We start from the raw sequence: 26,723 nt of genomic DNA, 5'->3' as shown, positions 1-26,723 counted from the left end.
GGCGCGCGATCACTGCGGCGGGGCCTGCTGCGGCCCCGCCGCGTTCGCGTTGCTGACCGCGGCCCGGTCCAGCAGCCCCGTACGGGCCGCCAGCGCCGCCGCCTCCAGCCGCGAGCCCACGCCCAGCTTCATCAGCACCCGCTGCACGTGCGTACGGGCGGTGCTCGGCGCGATGCCCATGCCGGCCGCGATGAGCCGGGTGTCCTCGCCCTCCGCGACCCTGACCAGCACCTCCACCTCGCGCGGGGTCAGCATCTGCAGCAGCCGGGCGCCCTCGTCGTCGGGCTGGGCAGCCGGGTGCAGCAGCTCCTCGAAGGCCTGCTGGAGCAGGGCCGGGGCGATCGCCGCCTCCCCCGCCCTGGCCTTCATCATCGCCCGCTCCACGCCCTCGATCCGCTCGTCGTGGCGGACGTAACCGGAGGCGCCGGCGGCGAACGCCGCGGCGATGCCGCGCGGGTTCGGCACCGGGCCGAGCACCACGACGGCCACCTGGGGCCGCTCCTTCTTGATGCGTACCACCGGGTCGAACACCCCGGGCTCGGCGGGCGCTGCCGTCCCCATGAGGCACACTTCCGGCGCTCTGCTCACCACCAGATCCGCCGCCCCGGCACTCGGCGCGGCCGCCGCGAGCACCCTGTGCCCGCGCAACTTCAGTGCCGAGGCGAGTGCCTCGGCGAGCAGGCGGTGGTCGTCGACCACCATGAGCCGCACGCCCATTCAGCAACCCCCCATTCCCCGGCGATCCCAGCCCCCCGGCCCTTCGCCGGGCCCCTTTGCATCCGGAAGCTACACGCTTGTTCGACATCGTGCGCCCCCTACCGGGCAGAAGCCCGTCGGAATGCTGAAATCCCGGCCATTCTGGGCCACTTGCCGTCCGGCGCCGATCATTTCCGTCCGGAGGAGTCCAAGGTCGGTACGGCCACCCGCCGGATCGCGCCCCACCCGGCGCCGGCGCCCCCGCTACCCCCGGTACGACGGCGGCCCCGCCCTACGGTTCGTAGGGCGGGGCCGCCGGGACAGGCCGTGGGCCTGCGGGGTCGCTCAGCTGCCGAAGGCCAGGCCCAGGTACTTGTCGTCGCCCAGGCCGTACTTCGTGCCGGACATGATGTCCTGGTTCAGGAACAGCCGGCCGTGCTCGTACACCGCGCGGGTCATGCCGGGGCGCAGGCTGCGGGCCGCGTCGGCGGTCTCCTTCGGGAGGTTGAGGAAGACCGTCTTCTTGCCCTCGTCCGCCGGGTCGATGCTGACGACCTGGCCGCCCTTGTCGCTGTAACCGTCCTGGTAGGCGATGAGCTTGTCGCCGGCCATCCGGATCGGCACGATCTCCTGGTCGACCTCGGAGGGAACCTTCCAGGTCGCGGAGCCGGTCTTCAGGTCGAAGGCGACGATCTCGTTCTGCTGGGAGAAGGAGCGGCCGCCCACCGCGTCGTGCGACTTGGACGGCAGGTAGAGGTACTTGTCGTCCGCGGTCGCGGTGACGCAGCGCTCCACACCGCCGGTGATGCCGCAGTTGGGCTTGTACTTGTCGTCCTGCAGGGAGATCTGTGCCTGCTGCTTGCCGGAGTCGTCGATGACGACCATGTCCGTGATACCGGACTCGCCCGCGGAGATGCCGACCACGACCGGACCGTTGGTGGACACCACCTCGGCGCTCTTCACGCCCTTGGGTGCGTCGTACGTCCACTTGGGCTTGCCGGTGGCCGGGTCGATCTGCTGGACCTGGGTGGTCTGGGAGCCGTACTCACCGCAGCGCACGATCGCGACCAGCTTCTTGCCGCCGCCGATACCCCGGTCCAGGCACTGCATCGAGGCGTCGTTCCCGTTGTCCCGCCGGTGCCACAGCTCCTTGCCGGAGATGTCGTACGCGACCTCGCCGTTGCCCGGCCAGGAGGCGACGACCGCGCCCTCGCTGAAGGTGACACCCATGCCGATGCTGGAGGCCTGCCGGCCGCCCGGCATCGTCTTCTGCCAGTCGAACTTGCCGGTGTCGATGTCCAGCAGCGCCATCTGGCTGCAGGGCTCCCGCGAGGTCTCGCCCTTGCGCGGGCCGGCCTCGAAGACGACAGCGGCCTTGCCCTCCTCGGTGGCGTACGGCGAGGAGCCGCAGATGATGCCGTCCATGGGGAGCTTGTACTTCGGCTTCTTCGCGTCCAGGTCGTAGCCGATGATCTCGGCCTTGCCGACCTTGGCGTAGGTCTTCTCCGTCGCCCAGGCGCCGTTCAGCTGCACCACGGACTTCTCCGGCGGCGGCACCGGGACGTTGAACAGCAGCTTGCCGGTGGATCCCGCGGGCTTGGTCTCCGGGTTCAGCGCGACCTTGCCGCCCTTGAGGGCCGCCGGGGCGTCCCCGCCCTCCGCGCCGCCGTCGGCGCCCTGGCTGGAGCCCTTGGCGTCCGGCCCCGGCTCGTCACCGCCCTTGCTGTTGGCGAACCACACGCCGCCGCCCACGATCAGCGCGACCGCCACGACCGCCGCGACGACGATCATGATGCGGGTGCGCTTCGGGTCGCCGCCGCTCCGCGGAGGCACGGGGCCGCCCGGGTAGGGCGCGGTGGGCGCGTAGGCGTTGCCGTACGGACCGGGCTGGCCGGGCTGACCCGGGGCCGGGTAGCCGTACCCGGGCTGCGCGCCGTACGGACCGGGCGGCGGGCCCTGCGGCGGCTGGCCCTGCGGCGGCTGGCCGGGGCCCTGCGGCGCCTGGGGGTAGCCGTACGCGGCGCCGGCCGGCCCCTGCGGGGGCTGCCCCGGAGGCGGCGGGGGAGCCTGCGGCGGCTGAGCCGGGGCCTGGGGCGGCTGCGGCGGAGCCTGGGGCGACTGGTTCGGCGGCTGCGGCGGCTGCTGGCCGGGCTGCTGGGGGTAGCCGTACGAAGGTTCCTGGGGCGCGCCGAAGCCGCCGGACGGCGGCTGACCGGGCGGTGGTGGCGGCTGCGGCGGCTGGGTCATGGGGTCGTTACCTCTTCACACCGGCCCATGGCTCCGAATCGACCTCCCCCGCAACCCCGAGCGGCAAAGCCCCTCAGGATGGAGTGAATCAGACATAAGGCGCGGCAATTAACGGCAGTTGAGCGGGAGTTCTTTGTACCACTCGGCACCGACGCCGCACCGGTGCGGTACACCGCCGTCAAAGGGGCGAGACCGGCCCGGGACACTCCCGCGACGCACCCGTTACGCGCGCCGCCGTCCCGGGCCGCACGGGCCGCTACGCGTCCTCCGCCAGCTCCAGCCAGCGCATCTCCAGCTCGTCCTTCTCGTCCGACAGCTCCCGCAGCTGCGCGTCCAGTTCGGCGACCTTGGCGAAGTCGGTGGCGTTCTCGGCGATCTGCGCGTGCAGCTTCGCCTCCTTCGTACCGATCTTGTCCAGCTGCCGCTCGATCTTCTGGAGCTCCTTCTGCGTCGCGCGGTCCACCGCGGCGGACTTCTGCTTGGGCGCGGCGGCCGCCGGTGCCGGCGCCGCGGCCTGCGCCATCCGCTCCCGCCGCTCGATGTACTCGTCCAGGCCGCGCGGCAGCATCCGCAGCGTCGCGTCGCCCAGCAGCGCGAACACCCGGTCGGTGGTGCGCTCGACGAAGTACCGGTCGTGGCTGATGACGACGAGCGAGCCGGGCCAGCCGTCGAGCAGGTCCTCCAACTGCGTGAGCGTCTCGATGTCCAGGTCGTTGGTCGGCTCGTCGAGGAAGAGCACGTTCGGCTCGTCCATCAGCAGCCGCAGGATCTGGAGCCGCCGCCGCTCACCGCCGGAGAGGTCGCCGACCGGCGTCCACTGCTTCTCCTTCGTGAACCCGAACTTCTCGCACAGCTGCCCGGCGGTCATCTCCCGGCCCTTGCCGAGGTCCACCCGCTCCCGTACCTGCTGCACGGCCTCCAGGACCCGCAGCGCGGGGCTCAGCTCGGCGACCTCCTGCGAGAGGTAGGCCAGCTTCACCGTCTTCCCGACGATGATCTTCCCGCCGGCGGGCTGTGCCTCGCCCTCGGTGCGCGCCGCGTCGGCCAGCGCCCGCAGCAGTGAGGTCTTGCCCGCGCCGTTGACGCCCACCAGGCCGACCCGGTCGCCGGGGCCGAGCTGCCAGGTGAGGTGCTTGAGCAGCACCTTGGGCCCGGCCTGTACGGTCACGTCCTCCAGGTCGAAGACGGTCTTGCCCAGCCGGGAGCTGGCGAACTTCATCAGCTCGGCGTTGTCCCGCGGCGGCGGCACGTCCGCGATCAGCTCGTTGGCGGCCTCGATGCGGAAGCGCGGCTTGCTCGTGCGCGCCGGGGCGCCGCGCCGCAGCCAGGCCAGCTCCTTGCGCATGAGGTTCTGCCGCTTGGCCTCCTCGGAGGCGGCGATCCGCTCGCGCTCGGCGCGGGCGAACACGTAGTCGCTGTAGCCGCCCTCGTACTCGTGCACGTCACCGCGCTGCACGTCCCACATGCGCGTACAGACCTGGTCCAGGAACCAGCGGTCGTGGGTGACGACGACGAGCGCGGAGCGCCGGGCCCTGAGGTGCCGCGCGAGCCAGGAGATGCCCTCGACGTCCAGGTGGTTGGTCGGCTCGTCGAGGACGATCAGGTCCTGCTCGGCGATGAGCAGCTTGGCGAGCGCGATGCGGCGCCGCTCGCCGCCGGAGAGCGGGCCGATGACGGTGTCCAGGCCCTGCGGGAAGCCCGGCAGGTCCAGGCCGCCGAAGAGCCCGGTCAGCACGTCGCGGATCTTGGCGTTGCCCGCCCACTCGTGGTCGGCGAGGTCGCCGATCACCTCGTGCCGGACGGTGGCCTCCGGGTCGAGCGAGTCGTGCTGGGTCAGCACGCCCAGGCGCAGCCCGTTCACGTGCGTGACGCGCCCGTTGTCCGGGGACTCCAGCTGGGCGAGGATCCGGATCAGGGTCGTCTTGCCGTCACCGTTGCGGCCGACGACGCCGATCCGGTCTCCCTCGTTGACGCCGAGGGAAACGCCGTCGAGCAGCGAGCGCAGTGCGTACGCCTTGCTGACGGCTTCCAGATTGACGAGGTTCGCGGCCATCTCACTCCTGCGCTTCGCATCGGTCGGCCTTCCAGCCTAGTCCGGCCCGCGGTGCACACCCGCATCACGTCCGTGGTGGCAGCGCACGGCGGCCCGGGGCCGTCCCCGCGGGCTCCCGACCGCCCGCCGTCGCGACCTGCGGCCTTGCTAGCGTCGCGCTATGACAGTCGATCTCGAAGTGGACGTCGAACACGGGCTTGCCTACGGGCCGAGCGGCAAGCTCCTGGACGTGTACCGGCCGGCCGGGGCCGCGGTGCCGCCCCCCGCCGTCCTGCTGTGGCACGGCATCGGCCCGGACGAGCGGGACGTCCTGGCGCCGCTGGCCCGTACGGCCGCGGCCCTGGGCGCGGTCGTGTTCGTCCCGGACTGGCGCCCGGACGCCGAGGACCGGGGCCGTACGCACCTGCTGGAGTCGCTGGCGTACGTGCGCGAGCGGGCGGCCCTGCACGGCGCGGACCCGGAGCGGACCGTGCTGGCCGGCTGGTCGACCGGCGCCACCTCCGCGGTCGGCGCCGCGCTGGACCCGGACGCCGTCGGCGGCTGGCGGCCCTCGGCGGTGGTCGGTGTGGCGGGCCGGTTCGACATACCGGACCGGTTCGGCGGGGCGGCCGCGCTGGAGCGGATCGCCGCGGGCGCGGCCCCGGCCGTCCCCGTCCACCTGGTGCACGGCAGCACGGACCCCGTGGTGCCCGCGCAGCACTCCCGCGACCTGGCGGAGGCGCTGCGCGCGCGGGAGCTGCCGGGCACGCTCGACGAGTGCCCCGCGGACCACGCCGGGGTGATCATGACCGCGTACGACCCGGCCGTGAACCGCTGCGTCGCGGCGACCGACGCGGACGTGCTCCGGGCCGGCCGCCGCGCCGCCGAGGTCATCGCCCGCGCCGCGGGCTGAGGACGCGCGGCCGGCCGGCTCCCGGCGCGGCGGTCAGCCGATGACCGTCGCGCCCGGGGCCGGGCTGTCGGCGACGCGCGCCGACCGGCAGGTGCCGGACGCCAGGAGCGCCTCGGCGACCCGCTCCGCGGTCGCGCGGTCGGCGGTGAGGAAGGCCGTGGTCGGGCCCGAGCCGGAGACCAGGGCCGCCAGGGCGCCCGCCTCGGTACCCGCTTCCAGCGTCGCGGCGAGCGAGGGGAAGAGCGACAGCGCCGCGGGCTGGAGGTCGTTGGAGAGCGACTTGGCCAGCGCCGCGGTGTCGCCCGTGCGCAGCGCCGCCAGCAGGACCGGGGACGCCTCGGGCGCCGGTACGTCGCTGCCCTCGGTCAGCCGGTCGAACTCGCGGTAGACCGCGGGCGTGGACAGCCCGCCGTCCGCGGCCGCGAACACCCAGTGGAAGGCGCCGCCCACCTCCAGCGGCGCCAGCTTCTCGCCGCGCCCCGTGCCCAGCGCGGCCCCGCCTACCAGGCTGAACGGCACGTCGCTGCCCAGCTCGGCGCAGATGTCGAGCAGTTCGGCACGGCTCGCGCCGGTCCCCCACAGGGCGTCGCAGGCGAGCAGCGCGCCCGCGCCGTCCGCGCTGCCGCCTGCCATGCCGCCCGCGACCGGGATGTCCTTGGCGATGTGCAGGTGGACGCGGGGCTCGATGCCGTGCCGGGCCGCCAGCAGCTCGGCGGCGCGCGCGGCGAGGTTCGTGCGGTCCAGCGGGACCTGGTCCGCGTCCGGCCCCTCGCAGGTGACGGTGAGGGTGTCGGCGGGCGCCGCGGTGACCTCGTCGTACAGGCCGACGGCGAGGAAGACGTTGGCGAGGTCGTGGAAGCCGTCGGCACGCGCCGCGCCGACGGCCAGCTGGACGTTGACCTTCGCGGGGACGCGGACGGTCACGGCGGCGGAATCGAAGTCGGTGGCGGGACGGGACGCGGTCACTGGGCTGCGGCTTCCTTGTGCTCGGCGATGCGGGCGAACTCTTCGACGGTCAGCGCCTCCCCGCGGGCCTGCGGCGAGACGCCCGCCGCGACCAGCGCGGCCTCGGCGGCGGCGGCCGAGCCCGCCCAGCCGGCGAGCGCGGAGCGCAGCGTCTTGCGGCGCTGGGCGAAGGCGGCGTCCACCGCGGCGAAGACCTGGTCCCGGCTCGCGGTGGTCTCCAGCGGCTTGTCGCGGCGGACGAGGGAGACCAGCCCGGAGTCGACGTTGGGCGCGGGCCAGAAAACGTTGCGGCCGATGGCGCCGGCCCGCTTGACCTCGGCGTACCAGTTCGCCTTGACCGACGGGACGCCGTAGACCTTGTTGCCGGGACGGGCCGCCAGCCGGTCGGCGACCTCGGACTGGACCATCACGAGGGTGCGCTCGATGGTCGGGAAGGTCGCCATCATGTGCAGGAGGACGGGGACCGCGACGTTGTACGGGAGGTTGGCGACGAGCGCGGTGGGCGGCGGGCCCGGCAGCTCGGTGACCTTCATCGCGTCGGAGTGGACGAGCGCGAAGCGGTCGGCGCGCTCCGGCAGCCGCGCCTCGACCGTCGCGGGCAGCGCGGCCGCCAGCACGTCGTCGATCTCCACTGCCGTGACCCGGTCCGCGGCCTCCAGCAGCGCCAGGGTCAGCGAGCCGAGGCCCGGACCGACCTCGACGACCACGTCGTCGGGGCGCACGTCGGCCGTCCGCACGATCCGGCGGACGGTGTTGGCGTCGATGACGAAGTTCTGGCCCTTCTGCTTGGTGGGGCGCACGCCGAGCGTCGCGGCCAGTTCGCGGATGTCGGCGGGGCCCAGGAGCGGGCCGGGCTCATCGGTGCTGCTGTTGGTCACTCGTGAAGCTTACGGCCGCACACCGGCCACGGGCTCGCCCCCCGGCTGACGTACAGCTTCTTGGCCCGGTACGTCTGCTCCTCGGGAGGCGCGTCCTGCGGGGCGCCGCTCCCGCCGAGCGAGTGCCAGGTGGGCCGGTCGAACTGGTACAGCCCGCCGTACGTGCCCGAGGCGTCGACCGCGTCGGCCCTGCCGCCCGTCTCGCACTGGGCGAGCCCCTGCCAGTTCAGGTGGTCCGCGCCGGCCACACCGGCGGGCGCGGCCTTGGTGCCCACGTGCACGACCTCGGGGCGCGACGGGCGCAGCACCTCCTGGCGCAGCAGCCGCGGCCGCTGCCGGACCCCGTTGACGGTGCGCAGCTGGTACGTGACCCGGCGCACCCCGGGCCGGCCGGGCTGGACCACCGACTCGGTGCCCTTGAAGAGCGTGGGGTCGTCGACGCGCTGCGTCTGGAAGTCGATCGCCTCGTCCCGGACCTCCCGGGAGCCGGTCACGCGCAGCACCGAGATCGTCTGGCCCTCGCGGGGGAAGCTGTCGAGCGGCACGGAGGCGGTGTCCTCGCCGCGCAGCCGGATACCGGCCCGGTCGAGCGCGGCACGCACCGTGGCGGCGTTGGTCCGCACCGACCGGGCGCGGCCGTCGGCCATGAAGGTCACCGTGCGCTCGGTGCGGACGGCCAGCTCCATGCCGTGCCGGGCGATGGGCCGCGAGCGCGAGGCGGAGAGGTAGGCCCCCTCGGCGCGCACGCCGAGCTGGCGCAGCGCGCCCTCGACGGTGCGGGCCGTGGTCCACACCCGGCGGCGGTGGCCGTCCAGGGTGAGCACGACGGGCCGGCCGTAGCGCACCGCCACCTCGTCGCCGCTGGTCAGCGGGGTGTCGGCGCCGGGCGCGACGATGTCGTGCGGGCCGACCGGCACGCCTTCGGAGGCCAGCAGCTCGCCGACGTCCCCGGCGAAGGTGTGCAGCCGCCGCGGGTCGCCGTCGACGCTGAGCCGGACTGCCTTGTCGTGCGCGACGAAGGCGGTGGTGCCGCCCGCGAGGAACGCCACGACCAGCGCCTGCGGGACCAGCCTGAGCAGCCCGTCGGGGCGGTCGACGAACCGCTTCCTGCGGGCCGCGCGCCGGGCGGCGGCACGTCCCGCCGTCCGGCTGTCGGCCCGGCCGCCGGTGACCGGCTCCCGGTCGTACGACGGCGGCTCGGCCGGCTCCTGGTCGTACGACTGCTGATCGGGCAGGAGCGGCGTACGCACCTGCGGCCCGGCCGGCTCCGGGGCCGGCTGCTCCGGTGCGTACGACTGCGCGGCGGGTGCGTACGGCTGGGCCGCGTACGGGTACGGCTCGTGGACCTCGTACGGTGCGTGGCTCTCGTACGCGTCGTACGACCGGGCCGCGCGCACCGCCGCGTACGTGTCGTACACCTGCGCCTCGTCCGGCGGCCCGTACGGCCCGTAGTCCTGGGTCTCGTGGTCCCCCGGCAGGTACGCCCGCGGCGGCTCGTACGACGGGGCGTATCCGTATCGCTGCGAATGACTCACGACGCTCCACGTGCCCGGGACCGGTTGACGGGCCGGAATGTAGCGGAGAGGGGGATCACTCCCCAAAGTCGCGCGGCTACGGAACGTGGCTACCGACGCCGCCTCAGTACCCGAAAGCGCGGGCGGTGTTGGCCGCGATGGCCGTGGCCAGCGCGTCCTCGCCCATGCCCGTCACCTCGGCCATGGCCCGGAGCGTGACCGGAATGAGGTACGGCGCGTTAGGCCGACCGCGGTAGGGCGCGGGCGTCAGGAACGGGGCGTCGGTCTCGACGAGCACCAGCTCCGGCGGGGCCACGGCCAGCGCGTCCCGCAGCGGCTGCGCGTTCTTGAAGGTCACGTTGCCGGCGAAGGACATGAAGTAGCCGGCCTCGGCGCACACCTTCGCCATCTCGGCATCGCCGGAGTAGCAGTGGAAGACGGTCCGCTCGGGTGCGCCCTCCTCGCGCAGCACCCGCAGCACGTCGTCGTGGGCCTCGCGGTCGTGGATGACCAGCGCCTTGCCGTGCCGCTTGGCGATCTCGATGTGCGCACGGAAGGAACGCTCCTGCGCGGCCATGCCCTCCGGGCCGGTGCGGAAATAGTCCAGGCCGGTCTCGCCGACGCCGAGGACGTGCGGCAGCGCGGCGAGCCGGTCGATCTCCGCGAGCGCTTCATCCAGCGCCGCGTCACCGCCGGGCTCCCGCGCCCCCTGCCGCGACGAGCCCTCCGGGTCCCCCAGCACGATCCGCGGCGCCTCGTTCGGATGCAGCGCCACCGCCGCGTGCACCGCGTCGTACGCGGCGGCGGTCTCCGCGGCCCAGCGCGAGCCGTTCACGTCGCAGCCCACCTGGACCACCGTCGTCACGCCGACGGCCGCGGCCTTGGTGAGTGCCTCGTCGACGGTGCCCGACTGCATGTCGAGGTGGGTGTGCGAGTCCGCCACGGAGACCCCGAGCGGTTCGGGCAGCGGCGGCGGTGCGTCCTTGGAGCTCATGCCGCGATCCTACGAGGGGCGCGGGCCCCCGCTGCGGCTCAGCCCCTCACCTGCGGTGCTGGAACGGGTGCAGCAGGTCGGACAGGTGCCAGTGAGGGTGGCCGCGCCGCTCCCGCGCGCCGTCACCGGAGTCGCCGGGGTCGCCGGCCGGGCCGGTCGCGGGCTGCGGCTTGCGCGGCGCGTGGAGCCGCTCGGCGGCCGCCGAGACCATGGAAACCTGACCGGCCCGCATGATCCGGACTATGTGCCCGCCGCACTGGCGGCAGGTGGGCCTGGTCAGCGGCGAAGGGACCCGCTCGCCGTCGGCGTAGTAGACGACGCGCGGCTCACCGGACACGTCCACGTGGTGCTCGATGTCGTAGGCCTGCTCCCAGCCGTGCCCGCATTTCATGCAGGCGAAGGAGTAGGCCTCGTGCGCGGAGGGTTCGGTGCGGGTCGTGTGGCGTGTCCCGCTCGTGGTTCCCACAGGTTCAGTCATCGCAGCTCCTCTTGTCCGCCGGACAAGCTCTCGCTCTCGGGACGGAACGTCCCACCTCCAGTGGACGCCTTTCCGAGCTGCGATGCAGCAAAGGTTCTCCCTGTTGGCCCAGATTTGGGCGGGCCGAGGAAAAACTCCTCGCAGGGCCGACCTCCGCTTTACCTTCCAGACCCGTCATTTACCCGCGCGAGAGTCACCACGCTCCGCGTTCTTTGCCGCCACGACCGCGTCGAAGACCTCCCGCTTGGGTACCCCCGCCTCGGCCGCGACCCCCGCGATGGCCTCCTTGCGCCGCTCGCCGGCCTCCTCACGGACCCGCACCCGGCGCACCAGCTCCTCCGGCCCCACATCCCCGGGGCTCGGCTCGGGCGCGCCCTCCACCACGATCGTGATCTCGCCGCGCACACCCTCGGCCGCCCACTCCGCCAGTTCGCCGAGCGGCCCGCGGCGCACCTCCTCGTACGTCTTCGTCAGCTCGCGGCAGACGGCACCGCGCCGGTCCGGGCCGAAGACCTCCGCCATGGCGGCGAGCGCGTCGGCGAGCCGGTGCGGCGCCTCGAAGTACACGAGCGTGCGGCGCTCGGCGGCGACCTCCTTCAGCCGCCCGGTCCGCTCCCCCGCCTTCCGCGGCAGGAAGCCCTCGAAGCAGAAACGGTCCACCGGAAGTCCGGAGACCGCCAGCGCGGTGAGCACGGCCGAGGGGCCCGGTACGGCCGTCACCTTCACGCCGCGGTCGACGGCCGCCGCCACCAGCCGGTAGCCGGGGTCGGAGACGGAGGGCATACCCGCGTCGGTGACCAGCAGCACCCGCGCCCCGCCTTCGAGCGCCTCGGCCAGCTCCGGGGTGCGCGCCGACTCGTTCCCCTCGAAGTACGACACCACCCGGCCCGTGGTGTGCACGCCGAGCGCGGTCGTCAGCCGGCGCAGCCTGCGGGTGTCCTCGGCCGCGATCACGTCGGCGGCGAGCAGCTCGGCGGCCAGCCGCGGCGGAGCGTCCTCGGTGTCGCCGATGGGGGTCCCTGCGAGTACGAGCGTTCCAGTCACGGCCCCATCCTTTCAGGCCCGCCGGCATCCTTCCCGCCGCGCGGAGAGACGGGCCTCTCACAGGCCGCTTCCCTACGATGGCCCGGTGACGAGTGACACCGCGACCAACGACCGGCGCGCCGACGACCGCGGCCGGCCCCCGGCGGCCGCCGCGCGGACGCCCCACGGCGGCGTCCTGGCGCCGACCGCCTGGCTGCGGCGGCTGCGCCGCTTCGGCTACACCGCACGCGCGGAGCGGGACGTACGCACCCGGCTGCTCGCACCCTTTCCCACCCCGCAGGTCTCCCCCCGCGCGGCCCGCCTCGCCGCCTGGGGCCTGCCCCTGCTCGTCGCCCTCCTCGCCGGCATCCTGCGCTTCTGGCGCCTGGGCAGCCCGGACAAGGTGATATTCGACGAGACGTACTACCCCAAGGACGCCTGGTCCCTGCTCCAGTACGGCTACGAGGGGACCTGGGCCAAGAGCGCCAACGACGCGCTGGTCGGCGACCCGTCACGCATCCTGCTCAGCCCCGAGCACTCCTACGTCGTCCATCCGCCGCTCGGGAAGTGGCTGATCGCGCTGGGCGAGTGGGCCTTCGGCATGAACCCGTTCGGCTGGCGCTTCATGACGGCCCTGCTCGGCACCCTCTCGGTGCTGATGATCTGCCGCATCGGCCGCCGCCTGCTGCGCTCCACCGCCCTGGGCTGCCTGGCGGGCCTGCTGCTCGCCGTGGACGGCCTGCACTTCGTCATGAGCCGTACCGCGCTCCTCGACCTGATCGTCATGTTCTGGGTCGTGGCCGCGTTCGGCTGCCTCCTGGTCGACCGGGACCGCACCCGCGCCCGGCTCGCCGCCGCGCTGCCGACCGGCGAGGACGGGCTCGCCCGCCCCGACGAGAAGGTGGGCGACCGGCTGGGCCTCGGGTGGCGCCCCTGGCGACTGCTGGCCGGCCTCTGCCTCGGCCTCTCCGCCGCCACCAAGTGGAACGGCCTGTACTTCCTCGCCGCCTTCGCCCTGATGTCGGTCCTCTGGGACGCCGGCGCCCGCCGCACGGCCGGCGCCCGCCACCCGTACCGCTCGGCCCTCCGCCGCGACGTCGTCCCCGCCTTCCTCTCCACCGTGGTCCTCGCGGCGGCCACCTACCTCGCCTCCTGGACCGGCTGGCTCGTCACCAAGGGCGGCTACTACCGCGACTGGGCCACCAGCCCCGAGGGCCGCGCCGGCGGCTGGACCTGGCTGCCCGACTGGCTGCGCAGCCTGTGGCACTACCAGCACGAGGTCTACGAGTTCCACACCCACCTGACCTCGACCCACACCTACCAGTCCAACCCCTGGAGCTGGCTGGTCCTGGGCCGCCCGGTCTCCTACTTCTACGAGGACCCCAAGGCCGGCCAGGACGGCTGCACGGCCGCCGAGGGCTGTGCCCGCGAGGTCCTCGCGCTCGGCACCCCGCTCCTGTGGTGGGCCGGCTGCTTCGCGCTGCTGTACGTCCTCTACCGCTGGCTGTTCAAGCGCGACTGGCGGGCCGGCGCCATCGCCTGCGGCATCGCGGCGGGCTACCTCCCGTGGTTCCTCTACCAGGAACGCACGATCTTCCTCTTCTACGCCGTCGTCTTCGTCCCGTTCCTCTGCCTGGCCCTGGCCATGACGCTCGGCGCCCTCATCGGCCGCCCCACCGAACCCACCACGGAACCCGGCATCCTCCTCACCGGCGAACGCCGCCGAGCAGTAGGCATCGTCGCCGCCGGCATCCTGGTCCTGCTCATCGTCTGGAACTTCATCTACTTCTACCCGGTCTACACGGGCCTCCCGATCCCCAAGAGCGCCTGGCAGGGCCGGATGTGGTTCGACACCTGGGTCTAGCCGTCCAGCTGTCCAGCCGGGTGCGGGGCACCTGTCGTACCGGGGGTGGGCACTTCTCCGAGCCGTGGGTACGTCGGCAGTGCCCTTGTGGTGCGGCATTCCCCGGACGAGGTTGCCGCGCTCTGATCACCGTGCCTTGCTGGGACGCAGTCGCAGGACAAGGGGACGGGGAATGTCGTGCGCGCACCGCGGCGGAAGGCCCTCAGGAGGATGCTCACATCCTCCGCGGCCGCACTGGTCATCTGTGTCGCGGGCTGCGGGAGTCAGCCGGGCGGAGACGTGGAGACGCCGCCCGTTCCGCCCGGTGACTCACAAAGCTCACCGAGCTCACCGAGCGACAGGGACACCGAGGCGCCGTCCAGTACGCCGCGCGGGGGTGGGGAGACGGACATTCCACCGGTGTCGCGGCCCGGCCACGGCCCGGACCGGACTCCGGGAAAGCCGGGAAGGACGGCCGATCCGGGCGTTCGCCCTTCCTCGGCGCATGAGTCCCCTTCCGCCCCGGAGGGCCGGAACCCCTCCCTCGGCATCGTTCCGCCCGTGCCTTCCAGCCCGGCCCCGGCCCCCTGCGAGCAGGGCTCCACACCGGCGACGAAGTGCCCGACGGCCCCACCGGACACGGCCACACCGGCGCCGGGGCCCACGCAGCCCTGAACAGTGCGATGACCGACGACGCGACCCCGGAGCCGGATCCTGAGCCGGAGCCGGAGCCGGATGACACCGCCCCTCCCGCCCCCGCCGGCCGCGGCATCGAGTTCGCGAATACGGCGTTGGGCGCCAGTTCGCTTTTCCTCGCGTTGATGCTCTACGCGGGGCTCATGCACAACGCCTCGTATTACGGCTACTTCCACATGGACACGTTCGCCGTCGGATTCGACGCGCTGGAATTGGCCGTGACGAGCCTGCGCCTGATGACGCTGCCCGTGCTCACGACGCTGGCGCTTGTCGCCTTTCTTCCCCGCCTCCCGGAATTCCTGACCACGTTGGGCGTGCCCGCTGTCGTCCTCCGCACCATGCGGCAGTACGGAGCCGTCCTCGCGAGGGGACATCTCTTCTTCGTCGCCTTCGGAATTGCCCTGCTGTTCTTCTGGCGATTTCTTCAACCGCACACCTGGGTGGCCCCGCTGTTGGTGATGTGCGGGCTGCTGTTGGGACAGACCGCGGCCGCCGCGCCGGGGCCGGGCGCGGCGAAGCCGGTCCGGCACCGGGCGGTTCCGCTCGCGGTCGCGGCGATCTTCGGGATGTGGCTGATCGCTCTGGCGGCCGGGCGCATGGGGCAGGCGGACGCGGAGGCCGACGCTGCCGGGGTGGCGCGGCGGGTGCCCGTCGTGGTGTTCAGTACGGAGCTGCTGAGCATGACCGGGCCGCCCGGGCTGGACGCGCCCGTGGATCTCGGGGCGGGCAAGCACTTCCGGTACCGCTACACGGGGCTGCGCCTCCTCGTGGAACGCCACGACCGGTACTACCTGATCCCGACGGGCTTCGACCGCGACAGCGATCCGACGTACGTGATCAAGGACGACGACTCCGTCCGCATCGAACTGCACCCCGGCGTCACGGAAGGCGGGGCACGGTAACAGGCCTGGCGGGTGTCCGGCGACGTGTGAGGGAGTTCATTCGCCTGCGGGCGGATACGCAGGGCTACCGGGCTTGGGGGGCGCGCGGCGGGGGCGTTGTGGGGGCACTGCTGGCCGCGGCGGTTGCGGGGCGGATTCAGGGGCACCGGATGTGACTTTTCCGTGACCGCCGCATCGACCGAGTGTCACCGGACCGATGCCGGAACGAGATGCGCGAGGGTCACTCCCATACCGCGTGTCCCATAGAGTGCGCTGCACGTTCTTGTGTGCGTGTCCCAAGGACGACCAGGCTTCTTCGGGAGGGGAACGTAAGTCATGCGCCGCGAGGTGAGGTACGGGCTGATCGGCGGGGCGATCGCCCTCGTCGCGGGAGGCGTCGGCGGGTACACCCTGATGGGAAGTTCCGGTGACGAGGCCCCGCTGCAGGAAGTCATGTCGGCCGACGGCAAGTCGGGCGACGGCGAGCAGTCGGTGAAGACCGGGCCGCTGTCCGCGCAGGAGGTGAAGACCGCCGCGAGCGGCTTCCTGGACTCCTGGCAGTCGGGCGACGCGGCGAAGGCCGCGAAGTACACCGACGACGCCGAGGCGGCCGCCACCGCGCTGAAGGGCGTCAGCGAGCAGGCCCATTTCACCAAGGTGACGCTCACGCCGGGCGCTCGTAAGGGTGACACCGTGCCGTACGAGGTGGCCGGGCAGATCGCGTACAAGGGGCAGCGGGCCGCCGTCTCCTACAACACGTCGCTGACCGTCGAGCGGGACAAGTCCACCGGCAAGCCGGTGGTCGGCTGGCAGCCCACGCTCGTGCACCCCGGCCTGTCCGAGGGCGACACGCTGCGTACGGGCGCGGGCGAGGCACCGCCCATCAAGGCCGTGGACCGCAACGGCAAGGAGATCTCCAAGGAGACCAACCCGGAGCTGGCCGGCGTCCTGGACAGCCTGCGCACCAAGTACGGCGACAAGGCCGGCGGCACCCCGGGCGTGGAGCTCTTCATCCAGCGCGCCAAGAGCAGCGACAAGGCCACGCAGAAGCCGGACCAGACCCTGAAGGTCCTCTCCAAGGGAACCCCCGGCACGCTGAAGACCACCCTGGACGCCAAGGTGCAGGCCGCCGCGCAGAAGGCCGTCGCCGGGAAGAGCAAGGCCTCGGCGGTCGCGGTCAAGCCCAGCACCGGCGAGATCCTGGCCATCGCCAACTCGCCCACCAAGGGCTTCAACGTCGCCACGCAGGGGTCGCTCGCGCCGGGCTCCACGATGAAGGTCGTCACCTCGTCGATGCTCATCGACAAGGGCCTGACCTCGCCGAACAAGGCGCACCCGTGCCCGAAGTACGTGACGTACGGCGGCTGGAAGTTCCAGAACCTCAACAAGACCGAGATCAAGAACGGCACCTTCGCGCAGAGCTTCGCCGCCTCCTGCAACAACGCCTTCATCTCGCAGGCCAAGAAGCTCAGCGACGACGACCTGACCAAGCAGGCCCGGGACGTCTTCGGCCTCGGCCAGACCTGGAACACCGGCATCCCCAGCTTCGACGGCAACGTCCCGGTGCAGAGCGACGCGCAGATGGCCGCCTCGCTCATCGGCCAGGGCGGGGTCCGCATGAACCCGCTGAACGTCGCCTCCATCGCGGCCACCGTCCAGTCCGGCAGCTTCCACCAGCCGTACATCGTCTCCCCGGACCTCGACCACCGGTCGCTGGCCAAGGCCTCCCGGAACATGAAGCCGGAGACGGCGTCCGCGCTGAAGTACCTGATGAAGCTGACCGCCACGTCCGGCACGGGCGCCAAGGCGATGTCCGGCCTCAGCGGTGACATCGGCGCCAAGACGGGCTCGGCCGAGGTCGACAACCAGAAGAAGCCGAACGCCTGGTTCACCGCCTACAACGGCGACCTCGCGGCCTCCGCCGTCGTCCCCGCCAGCGGTCACGGCGGCGACAACGCCGGCCCGGTCGTCCGCGCCATCCTCAACCAGGGCTGAAACCAGGGCTCTGGAACCAGGGCTGACGCACGCGGCACCCGGCTCTCCGGAAGGGGGCGGTCCACATGTCGGACCGCCCCCTTTTCCCGGTCGCATGGCCCGTACAGCTTTCGCTAGCGTGCGGGCCATGAGTACTTCAGCCGACGCTCATCCCCTGTTCGCCGAGGCGCTGCGCGAGCTGGGCCTGGAAGTCGCGGTACGCCGCTTCCCCGACGCGACCCGCACGGCGGCACAGGCCGCGGCCGCCGTCGGCTGCGAGCCCGCCGAGATCGTCAAGTCGCTCGTCTTCGCCGCGGACGGTGTGCCGGTGCTCGTCCTGATGGACGGCGCCTCCCGCGTGGACCTGGAGAAGGTCCGTGCCGAGCTGGGCGCCGGCCACGTGGGCCGCGCGGACGCCGCGGTCGTCCGCGAGACCACCGGGTACGCCATCGGCGGCGTACCGCCCTTCGGGCATCGCACCCGCACCACCGTCCTCGCCGACCGGGGACTGCTCGCCCACGGCACGGTCTGGGCCGCGGCCGGCACCCCGCACACCGTCTTCCCGCTCGACCCCGAGTCGCTGATCGAGCACGCGGGCGGCCGCGTCGTGGACGTCCGCGAGCACACCCCGTGACCCCGCTCGTCGTCGCCGCCGTCCTGACCGCGGCCGTCACCCACGCCGGCTGGAACGCGATCGCCCACGGGATACGCGACCAGCTCCTCGCCTTCACCCTCGTCGGCACCGGCGGCGCCGTGTGCGGCGTGGTGCTCGCCGCGGTCTCCCCGCTGCCCGCCGCCGGCTCCTGGCCGCTGCTGCTCGCCTCCGCGCTGCTGCACGTCGTCTACCAGGCGCTGCTCATGCGGTCCTTCCGCCTCGGCGACTTCGGGCAGATGTACCCGATCGCGCGCGGCACCGCGCCCCTCGTGGTCACCGTCCTCGCCGCCGTCTTCGTCGGCGAGCTGCCCGACGCCTGGGCGCTGACCGGCGTCGCCGTGGCCTCCGCCGGTCTCCTCGGCGTCGCGCTGTGGGGCATCCGCGGCTCCGGTACGCGGCCGCACTGGCCCGCGATCATCGCCTCCGTCGCCACGGGCCTGGCCATCGCCTCGTACACGACGGTCGACGGGGTCGGCGTCCGCGAGTCCGGCACGCCGCTGGGCTACATCGGCTGGCTGATGCTCCTGGAGGGCATCGCGATCCCGGCGTACGCGCTGGCCACGCGGCGCCGCGCGCTCTTCACCGAGCTGCGCCCGTTCGCGGTCCGCGGGCTGCTCGGCGGTGTGCTGTCCGTGTTCGCGTACGGCCTGGTGCTGTGGGCCCAGACCCGCGCACCGCTCGCGCCCATCGCGGCGCTCCGCGAGTCCTCGATCATCGTCGGCGCCGCGATCGGCGCCATCTTCATGAAGGAACGGTTCGGCGCGCCCCGCATCGCCGCGGCGGGCCTGATGGTGGTCGGCATCGGGCTGATGCTCCACACGAGCTAGGCCACGACGGGGCCGGTGGGGACGGGGGCCGGCGGCGCTGCGGCTCGGTTCGGGGCGGGCCCGCGGCCGTCCTCAGACGGCCGTACGGAGTGCGCGTACCAGCGCCTGGGCCCGCGGGTCGGCCGTGACGTTCTTCTGCATGCCGTTGGTGACGTAGCCGAAGGACGTACCGGATTCCGGGTCCGCGAAGGCGAGCGCGCCGCCGCGGCCGGGGTGGCCGAAGGAGCCGGGGGCCAGCAGCGGGGCAGCGGGGCCGTGCAGCATGTAGCCGAGGCCGAAGCGGGAGGGGGCGACGAGCGTACGGTCCGGGCCCGCGGACTCCTCCGTGCGGGCCAGCGTCAGCGTCGCGGGGGCGAAGAGGCGCGGATGGCCGTCCACCGGGCCGATGAGCGCCGCGTACAGGCGGGCCAGCGAGCGGGCCGTCGCGATGCCGTTGGAGCCGGGCAGCTCGGCCGCCCGGAAGGCCGGGTCGTTCTCGTCGGCGTGCGGCGTGATCGCCGCGAAGGCCCGGCGGGTCGGCGACGTGGGGTCCTCGTACGCCTCGGCCACGGCCCGCTTGGGCCGTACCTTCAGGCCCGCCCCCTCGGAGGCCGGCGGCGGGGTGATCTCGGCGAGCCGGCCGGCCCGGCCGCGTGCCGCCTCCGCCTCGGGGAGGCCGATCCACAGGTCCAGGCCGAGCGGCCCGGCTATCTCCTCGGCCACGAACGTGCCGATCGAACGGCCGGTGACCCGCAGCACCAGCTCGGCGAGGAGCCAGCTGAACGTCTGGGCGTGGTAGCCGTGGTCCGTGCCCGGTTCCCACGCGGGCGCCTGCGCGGCGACCGCGGCCGGACCGCTGACGCCGTCCACCGCCTCGGCGGGGGTGAGCGGGGTGTCCAGGACGGGCACCCCGGCCCGGTGCGAGAGCAGGTGGCGGACGAGCGTGCGCTCCTTGCCCGCGGCCTTGTACTCGGGCCAGTACGTGCCCACCGGCGCGTCCAGGTCCAGCTGGCCGCGCTGGTGGAGGAGGAGCGGTACGACGGCGGCGACGCCCTTGGTCGCGGACCGGACGACCTGTGCGGTGCCCTCTTCCCAGGGCGTCCCGGAACCCTCGGCACCGTCGGCGTCCGCGGCACCCTCGGGAGCGGCGGTGCCGTCGCGGTCGCCCGCCCACAGATCCACGACCTTGCGCCCGTGCCGGTAGGCGGCGACGGCCGCCCCCCGCTCGCCGCGCCGCGCGAAGTTCGCCGCGAAGGCATCGCGGACCGGCTCGTAGCCGGCCTCGACCGTGCCGTGGACGTCCACCACTGTTCCCGCTTCCCACTCATCCGTCGCGTTTGTGACCCATCCATGGTGCAACGCGCCGATCAGTGCTGATGACCAGGAACCCACCGGCCGTGGGGAGGGTCACAGGGGGAAACGGGAACCGTCACACGGGCGCGGTCACCGAACGGGGATCGAATCCGAAGGGCAGTTCGAGCCGGTGCGTGGCCATCAGCTCGGCGTCGCAGAGCAGGTCCTGGGTGCGGCCGTCCGCCGCGATGACGCCGCCGGACAGGACGACCGAGCGGGGGCACAGCTCCAGCGCGTACGGAAGATCGTGCGTGACCATCAGGACGGTGACGTCCAGGGACCGCAGCACGTCGGCGAGTTCGCGGCGGGAGGCCGGGTCGAGGTTGGACGAGGGCTCGTCCAGTACGAGGATCTCGGGGCGCATGGCGAGGACCGTGGCGACCGCGACCCGGCGGCGCTGCCCGAAGGAGAGGTGGTGCGGCGGGCGGTCGGCGAAGCCGGCCATGCCGACGCGGTCGAGCGCCTCGGTGACCCGCTCGTCCAGTTCCGCGCCGCGCAGCCCGGCGGCGGCCGGGCCGAACGCGACGTCCTCGCGGACGGTGGGCATGAACAGCTGGTCGTCGGGGTCCTGGAAGACGATGCCGACGCGGCGGCGGATCTCGGCGAGGTGGCGCTTGCCGACGGGGAGGCCGGCGACGGCGACGGATCCGGCGCCCGCTTCGAGAATGCCGTTGAGGTGGAGGACGAGGGTGGTCTTGCCGGCGCCGTTCGGGCCGAGCAGGGCCACCCGCTCGCCGCGGGCCACGGTCAGGTCGACGCCGAAGAGGGCCTGGTGGCCGTCGGGGTAGGCGTACGCGAGCCCGGAGACCTCCAGGGAGGGGGCGGCGTCGGGGGTGTGGTGGTGCGGGGTCATAGCGTCCATCCCAGCAGGCAGACGGTGAGTGCGGCGAGCGGGAGCACGGCGGCGGAGGTCCACTGGGCGCGGCCGGCGGTCACCTCGTCGGTGACCGGCATGGTGCCGGTGTAGCCGCGGCTGACCATCGCGAGGTGGACCCGCTCGCCGCGCTCGTAGGAGCGGATGAAGAGGGCGCCGGCGGACTTGGCGAGGACGCCCCAGTGGCGGACGCCGCGCGCTTCGAAGCCGCGCGAGACGCGGGCGATGCGCATCCGGCGCATCTCGTCGGTGATCACGTCGCCGTACCGGATCATGAAGGACGCGATCTGGACCAGCAGCGGCGGCATCTTCAGGCGCTGGAGGCCGAGGAGGAGCGCGCGGAGTTCGGTGGTGGACGCCAGGAGTACGGAGGCGGCGACGCCGAGGGTGCCCTTGGCCAGGATGTTCCACGCGCCCCACAGGCCGGACTCGCTGAGCGACATGCCGAGCGCGTGCACGCGCGGGCCCTCGGCCACGAAGGGCATCAGCAGCGCGAAGGCCACGAACGGGACCTCGATGAGCAGCCGCTTGAGGACGAAGCCGGCCGGGACGCGGGCCGCCGCCGTGACCGCCGCGAGGAGCACCGCGTACAGGCCGAAGGCCCAGATTGCCTCGCGCGGGGTGGAGACGACGATCAGGACGAAGGCGAAGACGGCCGCGATCTTGCAGTGCGCGGGGAGCGCGTGCACGGGCGAGTGCCCGGCCCGGTAGAGCTTGTGCGCATGACCGGCGCCCACGTCAGACCTGCTCGGGCGTGCGGCCGTCGGTACGGGTCTCGTCAGCGGCGTCCCGGCGGCGGCGTACGACGAAGAAGACGCCGCTGCCGACGGCCAGGGTCGCGCCGACGCCGATCACGCCGGCCAGGCCGCCGGAGAGCCGGGCGTCGGTGATGTCCTTGACGCTGTAGTCGGCGAGCGGGGAGTCCTTGGCGGCGTGGTCCTTCGCCTGCTTGTCGATGCCCTGGTCCTGGGCGACCTTCTCCAGGCCGTCGGGGCTGGCGGAGGCGTAGTAGCTGATGCCGCCGGCGCAGACCAGGGCGGCGGCGACACCCGCGAGCCAGACGCGCTTGGTGGAGCGGCGCGCGGGCACCGGCGCGGGCGCCTGCGGCTCGGCCGGGTCAGCGGGGGCGGCCTCGGACGCGGCGGCGGGCGCCGGCTCGGCGGCGGGGGCGGTCGCGGCGGGCTCGGTGCGGGGCGCGCCCGGGGCCGCTGGGGCGGCGACGGGGGCCACCTTCAGTTCGAGCGGCTTGCTGAGGCCGCGGGCGCCGTACACGAGGTCGGGGCGGACGGCGATGACCGCGCCGACGGTGAGGGCGGTGATGGCGGCCTCGCCGATGCCGATGAGGACGTGCACGCCGACCATGGCGGTCAGCACCTTGCCCGTGGAGACGTCGGCGGTGCCGCCGAGCGCGTAGATCAGGGTGAAGGCGAGGGCCGCCGCCGGGACGGAGAGCAGGGCCGAAACGAAGCTCGCGACGGTGACGGAGCGGCGCTTGCGCGGCAGGACCTTCACCAGGCCGCGGAAGACGGCGTACGCGACGACCGTGGTGACGATGGCCATGTCGGTGATGTTGACGCCGAGCGCGGTGAGGCCGCCGTCGGCGAAGAGGACGCCCTGCATGAGGAGGACGACGGAGACGCAGAGGACCCCGGTGAAGGGGCCGACGAGTATCGCCGCCAGTGCCCCGCCGAGGAGGTGGCCGCTGGTGCCGGCGGCGACGGGGAAGTTCAGCATCTGTACGGCGAAGATGAACGCGGCGACCAGGCCCGCGAGCGGCGCGGTGCGCTCGCCGCCGAGGCCGTCGCCGCCCAGCTCGCGGCGGGCGCCGCGCAGGCTGACCGCGACGGCGGCAGCGGCGACCACGCCGGTGGCCACCGAGACCGGTGCGTCGATGAATCCGTCGGGGACATGCATGGCTGGGAATCTCCGCTCGTGGCCGGTAACCCACTCATGGTGGTCGTACTGCAAATCATGTGCAAGAGCGCTCTTACCGCGGAACTGCCCGTCCGGAGTGGTCGCTACCCCTCCCCGCACTCCCGTGCGCCTCCCCCGTACACGGGCAAATGGTGGCAACTACGAGCGATTCCGCGCAGCTGAGGCGGTCCGAAAACCGTCAGCCGGACGCCGGAGGTGCCGCGGTATGACATCGGCCACCACGACCGCCGGGCGGGACGGGGACGTGGGCGTGCGCCCGGAAGGAACCGTGGGGCAGAACTCCACTACCTGTCATCCCTTGGGATGAGATACGCAAGTCGAGTTGCCGCGGCCTGGCCGGGCCGAAACGATGGACGGGTGAGCGACGCACAGGAGGCCGTCGAGCCGCCCTCGGAGACGCAGTCCGCCACCGCACCGGCCCGTGGCCGCCTGCGGCCCGTCAAGCCGGACGGAGGTTCCACCGGCGGGTCCTACCTCCGCTTTCCCCATATCCACGGGGACACGGTGTGCTTCGCGGCCGAGGACGACCTGTGGGTGGCCCCGGTGGTGCCCGAGGACGCCGAGCCGCCCCGCGCCTGGCGGCTGACGGTGGACCGCACCCGGGTGAGCCATCCGCGCTTCTCCCCCGACGGCAACGAGATCGCTTTCACCACGTGGCGCAGCCTGGACCCGGAGGTGTACGTGGTCCCGGCCGAGGGCGGCCCGGCCCGGCGGCTCTCCTTCTGGGGCAGCGTGGACGCCCGGGTGTGCGGCTGGACGCCGGACGGCGACATCCTCGCGGTGTCCTCGCACGGCCAGCCGTTCTCGTACTACTCCTGGGCGTACAGCCTGCCCACGGACGGCAGTCCGGGCGGCCGGCTGCCGTGGGGCCCGGTGTCGAACATCGCGGTCGCCGACCTTGCGGGCGAGCGGCAGACGCTACTGCTCAGCGGCACGCCGCCGCACGAGCCCGCGTCGTGGAAACGGTACAGAGGCGGCGCTACAGGCCGGCTGTGGCTGCACGGCACGCAGCTCGTCCCGGAGGTCGACGGCCATCTGGACTCGCCGATGTTCGTGGGCGGCCGCATCGCCTTCCTCTCCGACCACGAGGGCGTCGGCAACGTCTACTCCTGCCTCCCCGACGGCACGGACCTGCGCCGCCACACCGACCACGCGGACTTCTACGCCCGGCACGCCGCCAGTGACGGCGAGCGGATCGTCTACCAGTGCGCGGGCGAGCTGTGGCTGGTGGAGGACCTCAGCCCGGGGGCCGTGCCGCGCAGGCTGCCGGTCCGGCTCGGCGGGCCGCGCACGGGCCGCCGTACGCACCAGGTGCCGGCGGCCGCCAACGTCACCTCCCTCGCCGTGGACCCCACCGGCCGGGCCAGCGCGGTCGGAGTGCGCGGCAGCCTGTACTGGCTCACCCACCGCGACGGTCCGGCGCGCACCATCCACGACACCCCGGGCGTGCGGGTCCGGCTGCCGGAGATGCTGGGCGACACCGGCCGCATCGCGTACGTCACGGACGTGGTGGGCGAGGACGCCATCGAGATCGCCGACCTGCCGAAGGCATCGGGGCCGGGCGAGCCGCGCCGGCTCGCCGCCGGCCGGCTCGGCCGGGTGCACGAACTGGTCGCGTCCCCGGACGGCGAGCGGCTGGCGGTGGCCGCCAACGACGGGCGGCTGCTCCTGGTGGACGCCTCCGAGGAGGGCGACGGCGAGGTCACCGAGCTGGTGCGCTCGGAGAACGGCCCGGTGCGCGACCTGGCGTTCGCGCCCGATTCGAAGTGGCTGACCTGGTCGCATCCGGGCATCGGCCGGTCGCTGCGGAAGATCAAGATCGCCAAGCTGGGCGACGGCACGGTCGTGGACGTCACCAACGGGCGCTTCGAGGACGAGCAGCCGGTCTTCACCCGCGACGGCCGGTACCTCGCCTTCCTGTCCTGGCGCGGCTTCGACCCGGTCTACGACGTGCACACCGGCGACCTGTCCTTCCCGCTGGGCTGCCGCCCGTACCTGGTCCCGCTGAACTCCGCCACGCCCTCGCCCTTCGCGCTCTCCCCCGAGGGGCGGCCGGCGGCGGGCGGCCTGGACCCGGTGGACACGGCGGCCGAGGGCATGGTGCTGGTGGAGGTCGAGGGGCTGGCCAGCCGGGTGACGCCGTTCCCGGTCGCCGCCTCGAAGTACTCCGCGCTCGCGCCGGTGGCGGGCGGCGGGCTGGTCTGGCTGCGCTGGCCGATCTCCGGGGCGCTGGGCGAGACCTTCGCCAACCCCGACAACACCTCAGGGCAGCCGACGCTGGAACACTTCGACCTGGTCAAGGCCAAGCGCACGGAGCTGACCAGCTCGCTGGACTCCTACGCGCTCAGCGGCGACGGCACCCGCCTGGTGATCAACGACGAGGGCGACCTGCGGTCGGTGCCCGCGATCGAGACCCCGGACGCCGACTCCACGGTCTTCCTGGACCTGCGGCGCATCCTGCACGACGTCGACCCGGCGGCGGAGTGGCGGCAGGCGTTCGACGAGGCGGGCCGGATCGTCCGCGCCTACTTCTGGGACCCCGGCATGTGCGGCATCGACTGGGCCGGCGTCCTGGACCAGTACCGCCCGATGGTCGAACGGGTCGCCTCCCCCGACGAGTTCGCCGATCTGCTCCGCGAGGTGCTCGGCGAGCTGGGCACCTCGCACGCGTACGTCACCGGCGCCCGCCGCAACGAAGGCCCGCCGCACTACCAGCGCGCGATCGGCCTGCTCGGCGCCAACTTCGTGTGCCGGGACGGCCGCTGGGTCCTCAAGCGCATCCTGCCCGGCGACTCCTCCGACTCCAAGGCCCGCTCCCCGCTGGCCGGTACGGGCGTCCGCGAGGGCTCGGCGCTCACCCACATCGACGGCCGCCCGGTCGACCCGGTGGCCGGCCCGTTCCCGCTGCTGTCCGCGGCCGGCGGCACCACGGTCGAGCTGACCTTCTCGCCCGCCGAAGGTGACGGCCCGGCACGCCGGGTGGCCGTCGTACCGCTGATCGACGAGCGGCCGCTGCGCTACCAGGACTGGGTGGCCAAGCGCCGCGAGGTGGTCCGCGAGCTGAGCGGCGGCCGGTGCGGCTATCTGCACATCCCCGACATGGGCGGGTCCGGCTGGGCGCAGTTCAACCGCGACCTGCGGATGGAGGTCTCCCGGCCCGCGCTGATCGTGGACGTACGGGGCAACGCGGGCGGCAACATCTCCGAGCTGGTCATCGAGAAGCTGACCCGCACGATCGTGGGCTGGGACCTGACCCGGGACGCGCAGCCGGTGACGTACGTGTCGAACGCGCCGCGCGGCCCGGTCGTGGCGGTCGCCGACGAGATGACCTCCTCCGACGGCGACATGATCATCGCGGCCTTCAAGCTCCAGGGCATCGGCCCCGTGGTGGGCCTGCGCACCTGGGGCGGGGTGGTCGGGATGACCGGTCGGCACCGTCTCGGCGACGGCACGTCCATCACCGTCCCGATGAACGCCGCGTGGTTCGACGCGTACGGCTGGGACGTGGAGAACCACGGCGTGGAGGCGGACATCCAGGCACTGCGCTCGCCGCTCCAGTGGGCCGAGGGCCGCAACCCGCAGCTGGGCGTCGCCGTCCGTACGGCGCTGGAACTGCTGGAACGGCACCCGGCGACGGACCCGCCGGGACTGGCCGACGTCCCCGACAACCGGCGGCCGGCGCTGCCGCCGCGGAGCGACGGCTGACCGCGGCAAGGGCAACAGGCAGCGAGTGAGGGGCGCATCCGCTTCGGATGCGCCCCTCACCTGTCACCGACGGCGGCCTCAGGCCTCCATGCCCTCCTCGGCGGCGGTGCGCGGCTGGGTCGCCGCCTCCGGAGGCCGTTCCGGCACCTCTTTCTCGCCCGCCGCGCGCGCCCGCTCGTCGAGCTCGCGCTGCTTGGCCCGGAACTGGTCTATGAGGCCCATGACGTGTACTCCCGTGGGGTGACGACAGAACTCACCCC

The 26,723-nt window shown here is 73.3% G+C and carries 21 protein-coding genes; 7 read left to right on the top strand and 14 right to left on the bottom strand.

What is annotated here, in order from left to right; translation table 11 throughout:
* Positions 1 to 9: 9 nt before the first annotated feature.
* The 3 genes from ABZ840_RS14770 to ABZ840_RS14760 all read right to left on the bottom strand — a co-directional run bounded on the left by ABZ840_RS14770 (position 10) and on the right by ABZ840_RS14760 (position 4,996).
* The gene (locus tag ABZ840_RS14770; protein ID WP_346098096.1) at positions 10 to 717 is read right to left on the bottom strand and encodes a response regulator transcription factor; all 708 of its coding nucleotides are present in this window, start codon (positions 715 to 717) and stop codon (positions 10 to 12) included.
* A gap of 324 nt (positions 718 to 1,041) precedes the next feature.
* Positions 1,042 to 2,943, bottom strand: coding sequence for a PQQ-binding-like beta-propeller repeat protein (locus ABZ840_RS14765; RefSeq protein ID WP_361558743.1), 1,902 nt, complete (start codon positions 2,941 to 2,943; stop codon positions 1,042 to 1,044).
* A gap of 256 nt (positions 2,944 to 3,199) precedes the next feature.
* Entirely contained in the window at positions 3,200 to 4,996 is a 1,797-nt protein-coding gene (locus ABZ840_RS14760) for an ABC-F family ATP-binding cassette domain-containing protein (RefSeq protein WP_361558740.1), read from the bottom strand.
* A 160-nt stretch (positions 4,997 to 5,156) separates the two neighbouring features.
* On the opposite strand from ABZ840_RS14760, the gene ABZ840_RS14755 reads away from it, so the two are divergent.
* On the top strand, positions 5,157 to 5,888 hold the full coding sequence (locus tag ABZ840_RS14755) for an alpha/beta hydrolase (protein WP_361558737.1): 732 nt from the start codon (positions 5,157 to 5,159) through the stop codon (positions 5,886 to 5,888).
* 33 nt (positions 5,889 to 5,921) lie between these two features.
* Here the strand turns inward: ABZ840_RS14755 and ABZ840_RS14750 are convergent, their stop codons facing one another.
* The 6 genes from ABZ840_RS14750 to rsmI all read right to left on the bottom strand — a co-directional run bounded on the left by ABZ840_RS14750 (position 5,922) and on the right by rsmI (position 11,762).
* Positions 5,922 to 6,854, bottom strand: a complete 933-nt coding sequence (locus ABZ840_RS14750) for a 4-(cytidine 5'-diphospho)-2-C-methyl-D-erythritol kinase (RefSeq protein WP_361558734.1) — start codon at positions 6,852 to 6,854, stop codon at positions 5,922 to 5,924.
* Positions 6,851 to 7,732 (bottom strand): 16S rRNA (adenine(1518)-N(6)/adenine(1519)-N(6))-dimethyltransferase RsmA, encoded by an 882-nt coding sequence (gene rsmA / locus ABZ840_RS14745; RefSeq protein WP_361558731.1) that lies wholly within the window; start codon positions 7,730 to 7,732, stop codon positions 6,851 to 6,853. Before rsmA ends, ABZ840_RS14750 begins: the two co-directional genes overlap by 4 nt.
* The gene (locus tag ABZ840_RS14740) at positions 7,729 to 9,267 is read right to left on the bottom strand and encodes a ubiquitin-like domain-containing protein (RefSeq protein WP_361558728.1); all 1,539 of its coding nucleotides are present in this window, start codon (positions 9,265 to 9,267) and stop codon (positions 7,729 to 7,731) included. The genes rsmA and ABZ840_RS14740 overlap by 4 nt, the downstream gene beginning before the upstream one ends.
* 103 nt (positions 9,268 to 9,370) lie before the next feature.
* A complete protein-coding gene (locus ABZ840_RS14735; protein WP_361558725.1) occupies positions 9,371 to 10,240 on the bottom strand; it encodes a TatD family hydrolase in 870 nt (289 codons plus the stop codon).
* Positions 10,241 to 10,286: 46 nt separating this feature from the next.
* Positions 10,287 to 10,718 (bottom strand): hypothetical protein, encoded by a 432-nt coding sequence (locus ABZ840_RS14730; RefSeq protein ID WP_361558722.1) that lies wholly within the window; start codon positions 10,716 to 10,718, stop codon positions 10,287 to 10,289.
* Between the two features lie 174 nt (positions 10,719 to 10,892).
* Positions 10,893 to 11,762, bottom strand: coding sequence for a 16S rRNA (cytidine(1402)-2'-O)-methyltransferase (gene rsmI, locus ABZ840_RS14725; protein WP_361558719.1), 870 nt, complete (start codon positions 11,760 to 11,762; stop codon positions 10,893 to 10,895).
* Positions 11,763 to 11,937: 175 nt separating this feature from the next.
* Here rsmI and ABZ840_RS14720 point away from each other — a divergent pair, with 175 nt between their 5' ends.
* The 5 genes from ABZ840_RS14720 (at position 11,938) to ABZ840_RS14700 (ending at position 18,617) form a co-directional block, all read left to right on the top strand.
* Positions 11,938 to 13,605, top strand: a complete 1,668-nt coding sequence (locus tag ABZ840_RS14720) for a phospholipid carrier-dependent glycosyltransferase (RefSeq protein ID WP_361558857.1) — start codon at positions 11,938 to 11,940, stop codon at positions 13,603 to 13,605.
* 662 nt (positions 13,606 to 14,267) lie between these two features.
* A complete protein-coding gene (locus ABZ840_RS14715) occupies positions 14,268 to 15,182 on the top strand; it encodes a hypothetical protein (RefSeq protein WP_361558713.1) in 915 nt (304 codons plus the stop codon).
* Positions 15,183 to 15,497: 315 nt separating this feature from the next.
* Complete coding sequence (locus ABZ840_RS14710) at positions 15,498 to 17,156, top strand: penicillin-binding transpeptidase domain-containing protein (RefSeq protein ID WP_361558710.1); 1,659 nt, start codon at positions 15,498 to 15,500, stop codon at positions 17,154 to 17,156.
* A 127-nt stretch (positions 17,157 to 17,283) separates the two neighbouring features.
* Entirely contained in the window at positions 17,284 to 17,769 is a 486-nt protein-coding gene (locus tag ABZ840_RS14705) for a YbaK/EbsC family protein (RefSeq protein WP_361558707.1), read from the top strand.
* Positions 17,766 to 18,617 (top strand): EamA family transporter, encoded by an 852-nt coding sequence (locus ABZ840_RS14700; RefSeq protein WP_361558704.1) that lies wholly within the window; start codon positions 17,766 to 17,768, stop codon positions 18,615 to 18,617. The genes ABZ840_RS14705 and ABZ840_RS14700 overlap by 4 nt, the downstream gene beginning before the upstream one ends.
* A gap of 72 nt (positions 18,618 to 18,689) precedes the next feature.
* Here the strand turns inward: ABZ840_RS14700 and ABZ840_RS14695 are convergent, their stop codons facing one another.
* The 4 genes from ABZ840_RS14695 to ABZ840_RS14680 form a co-directional block, all read right to left on the bottom strand.
* A complete protein-coding gene (locus tag ABZ840_RS14695; RefSeq protein ID WP_361558701.1) occupies positions 18,690 to 19,904 on the bottom strand; it encodes a serine hydrolase domain-containing protein in 1,215 nt (404 codons plus the stop codon).
* A gap of 121 nt (positions 19,905 to 20,025) precedes the next feature.
* On the bottom strand, positions 20,026 to 20,811 hold the full coding sequence (locus ABZ840_RS14690) for an ABC transporter ATP-binding protein (RefSeq protein ID WP_361558698.1): 786 nt from the start codon (positions 20,809 to 20,811) through the stop codon (positions 20,026 to 20,028).
* Positions 20,799 to 21,560 carry a cobalt ECF transporter T component CbiQ gene (cbiQ, locus tag ABZ840_RS14685; RefSeq protein ID WP_361558695.1) on the bottom strand — a complete coding sequence of 254 codons (762 nt, stop codon included), beginning with the start codon at positions 21,558 to 21,560 and terminating at the stop codon, positions 20,799 to 20,801. Before cbiQ ends, ABZ840_RS14690 begins: the two co-directional genes overlap by 13 nt.
* A gap of 1 nt (position 21,561) precedes the next feature.
* Positions 21,562 to 22,737 (bottom strand): energy-coupling factor ABC transporter permease, encoded by a 1,176-nt coding sequence (locus ABZ840_RS14680; RefSeq protein WP_361558692.1) that lies wholly within the window; start codon positions 22,735 to 22,737, stop codon positions 21,562 to 21,564.
* A 450-nt stretch (positions 22,738 to 23,187) separates the two neighbouring features.
* Between ABZ840_RS14680 and ABZ840_RS14675 the strand changes: the two genes are divergently transcribed.
* Positions 23,188 to 26,463 (top strand): S41 family peptidase, encoded by a 3,276-nt coding sequence (locus ABZ840_RS14675; protein ID WP_361558854.1) that lies wholly within the window; start codon positions 23,188 to 23,190, stop codon positions 26,461 to 26,463.
* 78 nt (positions 26,464 to 26,541) lie between these two features.
* On the opposite strand, the gene ABZ840_RS14670 is transcribed toward ABZ840_RS14675, so the two are convergent.
* Entirely contained in the window at positions 26,542 to 26,685 is a 144-nt protein-coding gene (locus ABZ840_RS14670) for a hypothetical protein (RefSeq protein ID WP_361558689.1), read from the bottom strand.
* Between the last annotated feature and the right edge of the window lie 38 nt (positions 26,686 to 26,723).

It is taken from the genome of Streptomyces sp. NPDC047117 (assembly GCF_040643545.1).
Classification (GTDB): Bacteria; Actinomycetota; Actinomycetes; order Streptomycetales; family Streptomycetaceae; genus Streptomyces.
Note: the sequence above shows the minus strand (reverse complement) of the source record. Positions and strands in the feature narration are given on the sequence as shown.